Below are 11,280 nucleotides of genomic sequence, written 5' to 3' on the forward strand. Positions count from 1 at the left end.
ACTAGAACCTGTTTCACTTCGAGTCATGGCCGAGACTTTGCAGGCTCCGATCACGGTGAGCTTCGACTACACCCGCTCGACGGGTCCGGTCCTCGGGGCGTTCCTGGGCGGACTGCGGGACCGTGTGGTGCTCGGCGGCCGGACCTCGGACGGCCGCGTCGTCGTACCGCCGCCGGAGTTCGACCCGGCCACCCATGAGCAGGTCAGCGAGCTGGTGCCGGTCGCGGCCGAGGGCGAGGTGGTGTCGTGGACGTGGGTCCCGGAGCCGGTCGCCGCGCAGCCGCTCGACCGCCCGTTCGCATGGGTGCTGGTCCGCCTCGACGGCGCCGACTCGACCTTCCTGCACGCGCTCGACGTGGCCTCTGCCGACGACGTCGAGACCGGCATGCGGGTCCGGGTCCGCTGGGCCGACGAGCGCGCCGGCGCCATCACAGACATCGCTTGCTTCGAACCATCCCACGCCCCGCCGGTTGAGGAGGTTGCGCAGCAACCGTCTCGAAACCAAGGTGCCGGCGGCGAGCCAGTTACCGGAGTGGTCACTCCGGTCGCCCTCGACTACACGTACGCCGCGTCGCCGGAGGAGTCGGCGTTCTACCGGGCGCTGGCCGACGGCCGGGTGGTCGGGCAGCGATGCCCGGTCTGCCGCAAGGTGTACGTCCCGCCGCGCGGCGCCTGTCCGGTCGACGGAGTGCCGACGACCGAGGAGGTCGAGCTGCCGGACACCGGGACGGTGACCACGTTCTGCATCGTGAACGTGCCGTTCCTCGGCCAGCGGATCCAGCCGCCGTACGTCTCGGCGTACGTGCTGCTCGACGGGGCCGACATCGCCTTCCTGCACCTGATCCAGGGCATCCCGGCCGACGAGGTGCGGATGGGGCTGCGGGTCAGAGCGGTGTGGCGGCCGCGCGAGGAGTGGAGTACGACGATCGAGAACATCTCCCACTTCGAGCCGACCAGCGAACCGGATGCCGACTACGCCACGATCGAGGGGCACCTATGAGAGACGTAGCAGTGGTCGGCTTCGCCCAGCGGCAGATGCCGGTCTTCGACGGATCGCCCACCTGCGTGGAGCTGCTGGTGCCGATCATCGCCGAGGCGTACGAGCAGACCGGCTTCACCAAGGTTGACATCGACTTCTGGTGCTCGGGCTCGTCGGACTACCTCGCGGGACGCGCATTCTCCTTCGTGGCCGCGGTCGACGCGATCGGGCCGACGCCACCGGTCGCAGAGTCCCACCTCGAGATGGACGCGGCTTGGGCGCTCTACGAGGCCTGGCTGAAGATCCAGACCGGACAGGCCGACACCGCGCTGGTCTACGGCTTCGGCAAGTCGTCCGCCGGGGTGCTCCGGCGGACCCTGGCGCTGCAGCTGGACCCGTACACGATGACGCCGCTGTGGCCGGACACCGTCTCGCTCGCCGCCCTCCAGGCGCGCCTCGGGATCGACGCCGGCCTCTGGGACGAGAAGGCGATGGCCGAGGTCGTGCAGCGCTCGCTGACCGACGCCGAGAAGAACGAGTACGCCGTACGCAGCGGCGGCTCGTCGGTGGCCGACCTGCTCGCGCGCCCGGTGTACGCCGACCCGCTGCGCAAGCACGACTGCGCTCCGGTCACCGACGGCGCGGCCGCGATCGTGCTGGCCGCCGGCGACCGGGCCCGGGAAGCATCCGACCGGCCGGCCTGGATCAGCGGCATCACCCACAGCGTGGACGCGCTGCACCTCGGCTCCCGCGACCTGACCCGGTCCCCCAGCGCTGCCCGCGCAGGTGCGGGCGTCGACCTCGACGAGGTCGAGGTCGCCGAGCTGCACGCGCCGTTCAGCCACCAGGAGCTGATCCTGCGCACCGAGCTCGGCCTCGGCTCCGCCGTACAGGTCAACCCGTCGGGAGGCCCGCTCGCCGCGAACACGATGTTCGCCGGCGGCCTGATCCGGATCGGCGAGGCGGCCCGGCGGATCTGGGACGGCTCGGCCGGGGTGACCCTCGGTCACGCGACCGCCGGCCCACTGCTGCAACAGAACCTGGTTTGCACGTTGGAGGTGCGCTGATGGGCGGACAGCGAGCAGCTGTGATCGGGGTCGGCCAGACCCACCACCGAGCGCGCCGTGAGGACGTGTCGATCGCCGGGCTCTGCCGAGAGGCGATCGACCGTGCGCTGGCCGACGCCGGGGTCGGCTTCGACGACATCGACGCGGTGGTGGTCGGCAAGGCGCCGGACCTGTTCGAGGGCGTGATGATGCCCGAGCTCTACCTCGCCGAGGCTCTCGGCGCCGCCGGGAAGCCGCTGCTGCGGGTGCACACCGCCGGCTCGGTGGGCGGGTCGACCGCGATCGTGGCCGCGTCGCTGGTGCAGGCCGGCGTACACAAGCGGGTGCTGACGGTGGCGTTCGAGAAGCAGTCGGAGTCCAACGCGATGTGGGCGCTGTCGGTGCCGGTGCCGTTCATCATGCCGGTGCACGCCGGTGCCGGTGGCTACTTCGCGCCGCACGTGCGCTCCTACATCCGCCGCTCCGGCGCCCCGGCCCACGTGGGCGCGATCGTGGCCGCGAAGGACCGGCAGAACGCGCTGCGCAACCCCTACGCCCACCTGCGCAACGAGGGCACCACGGTCGAGTCGGTGCTCGAGTCGCAGATGCTGTGGGACCCGATCCGGTACGACGAGACCTGTCCATCCTCCGACGGCGCGTGCGCGTTGGTGATCGCCGACGAGGACACCGCCCGCGCCGCCGACTCCCCCGCCTGGATCCACGCCACCGCGATGCGCTCGGAGCCGACCACCGCCGCCGGCCGTGACCAGGTCAACCCGGCCGCCGGGCGCGAGGCCGCCGCCGCGCTCTGGCGTGACGCCGGCATCACCGACCCGCTGGAGGAGATCGACGCGGCCGAGATCTACGTGCCGTTCTCGTGGTTCGAGCCGATGTGGCTGGAGAACCTCGGCTTCACCGCTCCCGGTGAGGGCTGGAAGCTCACCGAGTCGGGTGCGACCGCACTCGACGGCACGCTGCCGGTCAACGCTTCGGGCGGCGTACTCTCCTCCAACCCGATCGGCGCGTCCGGAATGCTCAGGTTTGCCGAGGCGGCGCTCCAGGTGCGCGGCCGGGCCGGCGAGCACCAGGTCGACGGCTGCCGCCGGGCGCTCGGGCATGCCTACGGCGGCGGCTCCCAGTTCTTCGCGATGTGGGTGGTCGGCGCCGAGCCGATCTGACCTGGGCCGCCCGCACAACCTAGGCTTGCCGGGTGATCGAGCACCGTACTCCCGCCCAGATCGAGCAGATGCGTCCCGCCGGACGGTTCGTCGCCGAGGTCCTCACCAAGCTCTCCGAGGTCGCCGACGTCGGCGTCGACCTGATCGAGCTCGACGCCCTCGCCCACGAGATGATCAAGGAGCGCGGCGCCGAGTCCTGCTACATCGACTACCACCCGTCGTTCGGCGCCTCGCCCTTCGGCAAGGTGCTGTGTACGTCGGTCAACGACGCGGTCCTGCACGGGCTCCCGCACCCCTACAAGCTGCAGGACGGCGACCTGCTCAGCCTCGACTTCGCGGTCAAGGTCGAGGGCTGGGTGTGCGACTCGGCGGTCAGCGTGGTCGTCGGTACGCCGCGCGAGGAGGACCTGCGGCTGATCGAGCTCACCACGCAGGCGCTGGACGCCGGCATCGCCGCCGCGACCGTCGGCAACAAGATCGGCGACATCTCGGCCGCGATCGCCGGCGTCGCCCGGGGCGCCGGCCTGAAGATCAACACCCAGTTCGGCGGCCACGGCGTCGGCCGCACCATGCACGGCGACCCGCACATCGCCAACGACGGCAAGGCCGGCCGCGGCTACCCGCTCAAGCCCGGCCTGGTGATCGCCATCGAGCCGTGGTTCCTGCACACCACCGACGAGATCTTCACCGACCCCGACGGCTGGACCCTGCGCAGCGCCGACGGCTCCCGCGGCGCCCACATGGAGCACACCATCGCGATCACCCCGGACGGCCCGCTCATCCTCACCGAACGCGGCTGAGCCGACTTGTAACGCGGAGTTATGCGCGCTGCCACACCGTAACTACGCTGCACCAGCGTGCATAACTCCGCGTTACAAGCAGCCTGCCCCGGCCCCCGGCTAGGCTGGCTGGCATGGGCGAGATCATCCCGTTCCCGGGCCGTGACCAGTCCGCCGAGCCGGCCGAGCCGGAGCCGCTGTGGCGGGAGGCGGCGGGGCGCGAGCTGCGCCAGGAGCGGCAGCGCACCGAGCGCACTCTCGCCGACGTGGCCGAGCAGGCCGGCGTCTCGATCCAGTACCTCTCGGAGGTCGAGCGCGGCCTCAAGGAGCCCAGCTCCGAGGTGCTAGGCGCGGTCTCCCGGGCGCTCGGGCTCAGCCTCGGCGACCTGACCATCCGGGTCGCGCGCACCCTCACCACCCGCCGTACGCCGAGCGCCCCGCAACTGCTCGCCGCTTGATCCTCGCCGGTCACCAACCGCCTGGAGCGAGCTTCTGGCTGTCCAGTACGACGTCCGCGAGGCCGTAGGCGACGGCCTGGTCGGCGTCCAGGATCAGGTCCCGGTCGGTGTCCTCGCGCAGCCGTTCGACCTCCTGGCCGGTGTGCTTGGACAGGATCTGCTCCATCTCCGCACGCAGCCGGACGATCTCCTTGGCCTGCACGGCGAGGTCGGGCAGCGTGCCCTGTCCGCCACCCGACGGCTGGTGGAGTACGACGCGGGCGTGCGGCAGCACGTTGCGCTGGCCCTTCGCACCGCTTGCCAGCAGCACCGCCGCCGCGGACGCGGCCTGCCCGACGCACGTCGTACTCACCGGTGGCCGGACGAACTGCATGGTGTCGTAGATCGCCATCATGGCGGTCACCGAGCCGCCGGGTGAGTTGAGGTAGACGTTGATCGGGCTCTCGCTGCTCTCCGAGGCGAGGTGCAGCATCTGGGCGATCACCACGTTGGCGACGCCGTCGTCGATCTCGGTGCCGAGGTAGATGATCCGGTCGGTCAGCAGCCGGCTGTAGATGTCGACCGCGCGCTCGCCGCGCAGCGTCTTCTCGACGACGCTGGGAATCGTGTAGCTGCTCATGACCCCGCACCTCCCGCCCGGAGCCCGATCCGGCTGGTCGAGCGCGCCGGCGTCACCGCGGTGACGTCGGTGAGGATCTGGTCGACGAAGCCGTACTCCTTGGCCTCCTCGGCGGTGAACCAGCGGTCCCGACGGGCGTCGGCCTCGACCTTCTCGACGGTCTGGCCGGTGTGCTCGGCGATCAGCGCCATCAGCACGTTCTTGGTGTGCTCGAGGTTCTGGGCCTGGATCTCGATGTCGATCGCTGTGCCGCCGATACCGGCCGACCCCTGGTGCATCAGCACTCGGGAGTGCGGGAGCGCGTAGCGCTTGCCCGGCGTACCGGCGGAGAGCAGGAACTGGCCCATGCTGGCGGCCAGCCCGAGGGCGAGCGTCGAGACGTCGTTCGGGATCAGCCGCATCGTGTCGTAGATCGCCAGCCCGGCAGACACCGAGCCGCCGGGTGAGTTGATGTACAGGCTGATGTCGCGGTGCGGGTCCTCCGCGGACAGCAACAGCAGCTCGGCGCACAGGCGGTTGGCGATCGCGTCGTCGACCTCCTGGCCGAGCACGATGATCCGTTGGTGGAGGAGCCGGGCGGTGAGCTGGTCGTCGAGCGATCCGGGCAGCGCCGGGGCATCGACTGCGAGGCGGGTCATGGAGACCTCCCTGTGGGGTTGGACGGGATACGTCCAGCCTCACCGGCCCGAGCCGGCGTTCCCAGGGAATCCGCTGTGGGCGGATCTGCCGCCAGCGAACCCCGCTACTTGTACTCCACCTGGAGGTCCTTAACGCCGTTCACCCATGCGTGCCGGAGCCGGCGCGGCTCACCGGCCTGACGGATGTCCGGCATCCGGTTGGCGATCTCCTCGAACATCAGCTCCACCTCCAGCCGGGCCAGGTTGGCACCGATGCAGTAGTGGGCACCGTGGCCGCCGAACGCCTGGTGCGGGTTCGGGTTGCGGAGGATGTTGAAGGTGTGCGGCTCGTCGAAGACGTCCTCGTCGAAGTTGGCGCTGCCGTAGAACAGTCCGACCCGCTCCCCCGCCTTCACGTCGACGCCGCCGACATTGATGTCGTTGACCGCCGTCCGCTGGAAGACCGTTATCGGAGATGCCCAGCGGATGATCTCGTCGGCGGCGGTGGCCGGCCGCTCGCGCTTGTAGAGCTCCCACTGGTCCGGGTTGTTCATGAACGCGTGCATGCCCCAGGTGATCGCGTTGCGGGTGGTCTCGTTCCCGGCGACGGTCAGCAGGATCACGAAGAAGCCGAACTCGTCGTCGGTCAGGGAGTGGCCGTCGATGTCGGCGGTGATCAGCTTGGTGACGATGTCGTCCTTGGGGTCCTTCCGCCGTTCGTCGGCGAGCTGCATCGCGTAGGTCAGGATCTCGATCGACGCCGCCTCCGGGTCTCCGGTTACGTCCGGGTCGGAGCCGGCGATCATCTGATTGGACCAGTCGAAGAGCTTGCCGCGGTCCTCCTGCGGTACGCCGAGCAGCTCGGCGATCGCCTGCAGTGGCAGCTCGGCGGCGACGTCGGTGACGAAGTTGCCGGTGCCCTTGGCCAGTGCCTCGTCGACGATCTTCACGGCCCGCTCCTGCAGGTGGCCGCGCAGGGCGCCGATCGAGCGCGGGGTGAAGCCGCGGGAGATGGTCTGCCGCATCTTGGTGTGGTCCGGCGGGTCCTGGTTGATCAGGATCACCCGCTGCAGCTCGACCTGCTCGCGCCGGATGCCGGGCTCGAACCGGATGAACGCGGTGTTCTCCGCAGTCGAGAAGTCGGTCGAGTTCTTCGACACCGCGGCCACGTCGGCGTGCTTGGAGACGGCCCAGTAGCCGCTTTGCTCGACGAACCCGTCGAGCGCTTCCCCCTCCTGGTCGACCCAGAACAGCGGGGCGTTCTTCCGCAGCGCGAGGAACTCGTCATGCGGGACCCGGGATTCGATCAGCTCAGGGTCGGTCGGGTCGAAGCCGGTGAGGGGCGAGGCGGTGTCGGTCACGGTGATTCCCTTCAGACTGGAACACGTTCTAGTAATGATCGTGACACAGGTCACCAAGGGTCGGTAGGGGTCTCACCATGATTTGGGCCACCTTGCCTGCAGAGAGAACGTGTTCTACTTTTCAGGAATGGGCAGTCCAGTGATCATCGATGCCGTCCGCACGCCGCAGGGAAAGCGGGGCGGCTGGCTGGCCGGCGTACACCCCGCTGAGCTGCTTGGCCACACCCAGCGCGCCGTACTCGAGCGGTCCGGCGTTGACCCGGCGCTGGTCGAGCAGATCGTCGGCGGCTGCGTCACCCAGGCTGGCGAGCAGGCCGCGCACATGGTGCGCCGCTCGTGGCTGCACGCCGGGCTGCCTCGGGCCGTCGGCGCGACCACCATCGACGCCCAGTGCGGCTCCGGCCAGCAGGCCGCGCACCTGGTGCACGATATGATCGCGGGCGGCTCGATCACGATCGGGCTCGCCTGCGGGGTGGAGTCGATGAGCCGGGTGCCGCTGCACGCGAGCGTATCCGGCGGGTTCGGGTCACCCCGGCCCGAGAGCTGGTCGATCGACATGCCTGACCAGTTCGGCGGCGCCGACCGGATCGCCCGCAACCGAGGGCTGTCTCGTGCCGACCTCGACGCCTTCGGGCTCGCTTCCCAGCTGAAGGCGCGGGCAGCCGTCGACGAGGGACGCTTCAAGCGCGAGATCGTCCCGGTGACCGCGCCGGCCGTCGACAAGGAGCGGCAGCCGACCGGCGAGATGATCGTGGTCGACACCGACCAGGGTCTGCGCGACACGACGCCCGAGGGTCTGTCGGCGCTGAAGCCGGTGTTGGAGGACGGGCTGCACACCGCCGGCACGTCATCGCAGATCTCCGACGGCGCGTCCGCTCTGCTGATCATGGACGAGGACGTCGCCCGCGCACTCGGCCTCACCCCGCGGGCCCGGCTGCGGGCACACTGCCTGGTCGGCGCCGACCCGTACTACCACCTCGACGGGCCGATCGAGGCGACCCAACGGCTCCTCGACCGCAGTGGCATGTCGATCAGCGACATCGACCTGTTCGAGGTGAACGAGGCCTTCGCGGCCGTCGTACTCTCCTGGGCGACCGTGCACGGCCCGGATCTCGACCGGGTCAACGTGAACGGCGGCGCCATCGCCCTCGGCCACCCCGTCGGCGCCACCGGCGCCCGCCTGATCACCACCGCACTCCACGAGCTGGAACGTCGCGACGCCACCACCGCCCTGATCTCCGCCTGCGCCGGCGGCGCCATGGCCACCGGCACCCTCCTCGAGCGGATCTGACGGACCGGGCAGTTTCGCAAGGTCCCTTGTGAAACTGTCCCAGCCCGCGCGAAAGATCTCCCGGGCTGGGACAGAAACGTACGGGAAACACGTCAACGGTCCGAGCCCCATCGGCCCATTAACCGTCCACAGAATTCGACTGGGGCGAACTATCCACAGGAGCGCACTGCGAGCAGGCAAGCGGCTCCCTGGTCGGGCAGGCTGCCGCGCATGATGGAGCTCGCCAACATTCACCATGACCCGGTGTTCCTGCGGCGCGAGGCGCTTGAGCACGGGTACACCGACAAGAATCTACGCTCAGCCTTACGTGACAAAGCCATCGTCAGGATCCGGCAAGGAACCTATACGACGCCTGACGTCTGGCAACCCACTGACGCCCAGGAGCGGCATCGACTCGCGGCTGCCGGAGTTCTGCTAACCCATGGTGACGCTGTCATGCTCAGTCACACATCCGCTGCGGTCGAGCACGGACTGCGCGTGTGGCAGCCCAACCTCGCCAAGGTCCACGTCACTCGCCTTGACGGCGGCACCGGCCGAGTCACCGACGACATCGTCTACCACGAAGGGACGTGGACGCCTGACGACGTCGTATCCAAAGATGACAAGCTCTTGGTCATGCCGGTCCGCGCGGGGCTCGAGGCCGCGACCCTGACGGACGTCGAAGGAGGCATGGTCGTCCTTGACTCGCTGCTCGATCTCGATCTTGCTACCGAGGATGAGCTCAGTGCCGCGGCCAAGCACACAGCACGGTGGCCGCACCACCGGCGTTTGCAAGTCACCGTCCGGCTGGTCAGGCGCGGTGCGCAATCTGTTGGCGAGTCTCGCGGTAGGTATCTGTGCTGGAGCCAGCATCTGCCAGAGCCTCAGTTGCAGTTCGAGGTGCGCGACGAGTCCGGCGAGGTCGTCGCTGTCACCTACTTCGGGTGGCCCGAACTCGGAGTACTCGGCGAATTCGACGGACGGTTGAAGTACGGCCGGCTCCTCAAACCAGGCGAGGAACCCGGGGACGCAGTCTTTCGAGAGAAGCAGCGGGAGGATCTCGTTCGCAGCCTGACGCAGTGCCTCTTCGTGCGAATGATCTGGCGCGACCTCTACCGCCCTCGTGTCACTGCCGCTCGGATCCGCACCACGTTCAGTCGATCCACCGCCGCCCGCCGGCCCGCCTAAAACTGTCCCGGCCCACGAGATGCTTCCAACGGGCTGAGACTGTTTCACAAGGGACCTTGCGAAACCGCCCGTCGCCCGCAGCTCAGCCAGCGCCGTAGACGGGCTCGGGTGGGGTGGCGGCAGCGAGGAGCTTGCGGAGGGCGGGGCCGATGTCGGCGGCGTCCCAGCGGCGACCGGCATCTTCGGCGGGGCCGTGGGTCCAGCCTTGCTCGACACAGATGCGGCCGCCCTCGATCTCGAAGACACGGCCGGTGACGTCGCCGGCGTCCTCCGACGCCAGCCACGCGACGAGCGGGGAGTTGTTCGCCGGGTCCATGGTGTCGAAGCCGTCGTCGACCGGCGCCATCATGTCCGCGAAAGCGGCTTCGGTCATCCGGGTGCGGGCGACGGGGGCGATCGCGTTGACGGTGACGCCGTACCGCCCCAGCTCGGCAGCGGCGACCAGGGTTAGGCCGGCGATGCCCGCCTTCGCCGCCGAGTAGGTCGCCTGGCCGATCGAGCCCTGCAGGCCCGCGCCGGAGGAGGTGTTGACGACCCGGGCCGCGCGAGTGCGGCCGGCCTTTGCTTCAGAGCGCCAGTACGCCGAGGCGTGGCGCAGCGGCGCGAAGTGGCCCTTGAGGTGCACCCGGACGACCGCGTCCCACTCCTCCTCGGACGTGTTCACCAGCATCCGGTCGCGGACGAAGCCGGCGTTGTTGACCAGGATGTCGAGTCCGCCGAACTCCGACACGGCCTGCCCGACCATCGCCTCGGCCTGCGCGAAGTCCGCGACGTCGGCGCCGTTCGCCACGGCCTCGCCGCCGGCGGCACGGATCGCCGTGACCACCTCATCCGCCGGCCCCGCACTCACCCCAGCCCCGTCGGCCGCGGCGCCGAGGTCGTTGACCACGACCCGCGCACCCTGCCGGGCCAGCTCCAGCGCGTGCGCGCGGCCGATGCCGCGTCCGGCGCCGGTCACGATCGCCACCCGGCCGTCGAGGATTCCGCTCACTGCCACTACTGCTCCTTCGTGTTCTGTACGGCGGCCAGGAAGGCCGGCGCCTCTCCCCCGCCATGACACTCCAAGGTCGCCCCGCTGACGTACGACGCCAGGTCGCTCGCCAGGAAGGCCACCACAGCCGCCACCTCGGACGGCCGAGCCATCCGCCCAAGGGGGATCGTCCGCTCGATGGCTGCGACACCCGCGTCGCCGCCGTAGTGGTCGTCGGTCAGCTCGGTCCGGCACATGCCGACGTCGACCGCGTTCACCCGCACCCGCGGCGCCCACTCGACCGCCAGCGACCGGGTCAGCGAGTCAAGGCCGGCCTTCGCCGCGCCGTACGCCGCCGTCCCGGGCGAGGGTCGCAGCGCGCTCACCGACGAGACGTTCACGATCGCGCCACCCTCGCCCATCACGGCGTACGCGGCCTGCGCGACCAGCAGCGGCGCGGCCAGATTGAGGTCGATCACCTTGGCATGGAACCGCGGCGACGCTTCCGCCGCCGGTGTGTACGGCGCGCCGCCGGCGTTGTTGACCAGGATGTCCAGCCGCCCGTGCCGCTCGACGACACCGGCCACCAGCCCCGCCACCGCATCCGGGTCGCGCACGTCGCAGACGACGTGGGTCGAACCGGCGAGCGACGAGGACGCCGCCGAGCGTGCACACGTCACGACCGCCGCCCCGGCGTCGACCAACGTCGCCGCGATCGCCCTCCCGATCCCCCGGCTACCGCCGGTGACGAGGGCGACTCTGCCGGACAGGTCGATCGCGAGTGTCATGGTGGACTATACTACCAAGCAAATGCT

12 protein-coding genes are annotated in these 11,280 nt (G+C 69.9%); 7 read left to right on the top strand and 5 right to left on the bottom strand.

The features are described 5' to 3' along the window. Positions 1-25: 25 nt before the first annotated feature. From DDV73_RS04910 to DDV73_RS04930, 5 genes are all read left to right on the top strand, one after another. Positions 26-1,000, top strand: coding sequence for a Zn-ribbon domain-containing OB-fold protein (locus tag DDV73_RS04910; RefSeq protein WP_109506139.1), 975 nt, complete (start codon positions 26-28; stop codon positions 998-1,000). Next, positions 997-2,046 (top strand): thiolase domain-containing protein, encoded by a 1,050-nt coding sequence (locus DDV73_RS04915; RefSeq protein ID WP_109506140.1) that lies wholly within the window; start codon positions 997-999, stop codon positions 2,044-2,046. Before DDV73_RS04910 ends, DDV73_RS04915 begins: the two co-directional genes overlap by 4 nt. Beyond that, positions 2,046-3,203: a thiolase domain-containing protein gene (locus DDV73_RS04920; protein WP_109506141.1), complete on the top strand. Its 1,158-nt coding sequence runs from the start codon at positions 2,046-2,048 to the stop codon at positions 3,201-3,203. Before DDV73_RS04915 ends, DDV73_RS04920 begins: the two co-directional genes overlap by 1 nt. 32 nt (positions 3,204-3,235) lie before the next feature. Next, positions 3,236-4,003 carry a type I methionyl aminopeptidase gene (gene map / locus DDV73_RS04925; RefSeq protein WP_109506142.1) on the top strand — a complete coding sequence of 256 codons (768 nt, stop codon included), beginning with the start codon at positions 3,236-3,238 and terminating at the stop codon, positions 4,001-4,003. A gap of 113 nt (positions 4,004-4,116) precedes the next feature. Further along, a complete protein-coding gene (locus tag DDV73_RS04930; RefSeq protein WP_109506143.1) occupies positions 4,117-4,440 on the top strand; it encodes a helix-turn-helix domain-containing protein in 324 nt (107 codons plus the stop codon). A gap of 10 nt (positions 4,441-4,450) precedes the next feature. On the opposite strand, the gene DDV73_RS04935 is transcribed toward DDV73_RS04930, so the two are convergent. The 3 genes from DDV73_RS04935 to DDV73_RS04945 all read right to left on the bottom strand — a co-directional run bounded on the left by DDV73_RS04935 (position 4,451) and on the right by DDV73_RS04945 (position 7,037). Further along, complete coding sequence (locus DDV73_RS04935) at positions 4,451-5,059, bottom strand: ClpP family protease (RefSeq protein ID WP_109506144.1); 609 nt, start codon at positions 5,057-5,059, stop codon at positions 4,451-4,453. Then, on the bottom strand, positions 5,056-5,697 hold the full coding sequence (locus tag DDV73_RS04940) for a ClpP family protease (protein ID WP_109506145.1): 642 nt from the start codon (positions 5,695-5,697) through the stop codon (positions 5,056-5,058). Before DDV73_RS04940 ends, DDV73_RS04935 begins: the two co-directional genes overlap by 4 nt. Before the next feature lie 104 nt (positions 5,698-5,801). Continuing rightward, complete coding sequence (locus tag DDV73_RS04945) at positions 5,802-7,037, bottom strand: cytochrome P450 (RefSeq protein WP_276310087.1); 1,236 nt, start codon at positions 7,035-7,037, stop codon at positions 5,802-5,804. A 127-nt stretch (positions 7,038-7,164) separates the two neighbouring features. Between DDV73_RS04945 and DDV73_RS04950 the strand changes: the two genes are divergently transcribed. Both DDV73_RS04950 and DDV73_RS04955 read left to right on the top strand, forming a co-directional pair. Further along, the gene (locus tag DDV73_RS04950; protein ID WP_109506146.1) at positions 7,165-8,328 is read left to right on the top strand and encodes a steroid 3-ketoacyl-CoA thiolase; all 1,164 of its coding nucleotides are present in this window, start codon (positions 7,165-7,167) and stop codon (positions 8,326-8,328) included. A gap of 210 nt (positions 8,329-8,538) precedes the next feature. Next, positions 8,539-9,495: a hypothetical protein gene (locus DDV73_RS04955; protein WP_109506147.1), complete on the top strand. Its 957-nt coding sequence runs from the start codon at positions 8,539-8,541 to the stop codon at positions 9,493-9,495. 82 nt (positions 9,496-9,577) lie between these two features. Here DDV73_RS04955 and DDV73_RS04960 read toward each other — a convergent pair whose 3' ends face one another. Next, a complete protein-coding gene (locus tag DDV73_RS04960) occupies positions 9,578-10,492 on the bottom strand; it encodes an SDR family oxidoreductase (protein ID WP_240617127.1) in 915 nt (304 codons plus the stop codon). Continuing rightward, on the bottom strand, positions 10,492-11,253 hold the full coding sequence (locus DDV73_RS04965) for an SDR family oxidoreductase (protein WP_109506148.1): 762 nt from the start codon (positions 11,251-11,253) through the stop codon (positions 10,492-10,494). The genes DDV73_RS04960 and DDV73_RS04965 overlap by 1 nt, the downstream gene beginning before the upstream one ends. Between the last annotated feature and the right edge of the window lie 27 nt (positions 11,254-11,280).

The organism is Nocardioides speluncae, from assembly GCF_003121585.1.
Classification (GTDB): domain Bacteria; phylum Actinomycetota; class Actinomycetes; order Propionibacteriales; family Nocardioidaceae; genus Nocardioides; species Nocardioides speluncae.

Coding starts and splice junctions, on each gene's coding strand:
- DDV73_RS04920 (WP_109506141.1), top strand. CDS start 2,046: ATGGGCGGACAGCGAGCAGCTGTGATCGGGGTCGGCCAGACCCACCAC.
- DDV73_RS04955 (WP_109506147.1), top strand. CDS start 8,539: ATGATGGAGCTCGCCAACATTCACCATGACCCGGTGTTCCTGCGGCGC.
- DDV73_RS04915 (WP_109506140.1), top strand. CDS start 997: ATGAGAGACGTAGCAGTGGTCGGCTTCGCCCAGCGGCAGATGCCGGTC.
- DDV73_RS04930 (WP_109506143.1), top strand. CDS start 4,117: ATGGGCGAGATCATCCCGTTCCCGGGCCGTGACCAGTCCGCCGAGCCG.
- DDV73_RS04965 (WP_109506148.1), bottom strand. CDS start 11,253: ATGACACTCGCGATCGACCTGTCCGGCAGAGTCGCCCTCGTCACCGGC.
- DDV73_RS04910 (WP_109506139.1), top strand. CDS start 26: ATGGCCGAGACTTTGCAGGCTCCGATCACGGTGAGCTTCGACTACACC.
- DDV73_RS04940 (WP_109506145.1), bottom strand. CDS start 5,697: ATGACCCGCCTCGCAGTCGATGCCCCGGCGCTGCCCGGATCGCTCGAC.
- DDV73_RS04935 (WP_109506144.1), bottom strand. CDS start 5,059: ATGAGCAGCTACACGATTCCCAGCGTCGTCGAGAAGACGCTGCGCGGC.
- DDV73_RS04950 (WP_109506146.1), top strand. CDS start 7,165: ATGGGCAGTCCAGTGATCATCGATGCCGTCCGCACGCCGCAGGGAAAG.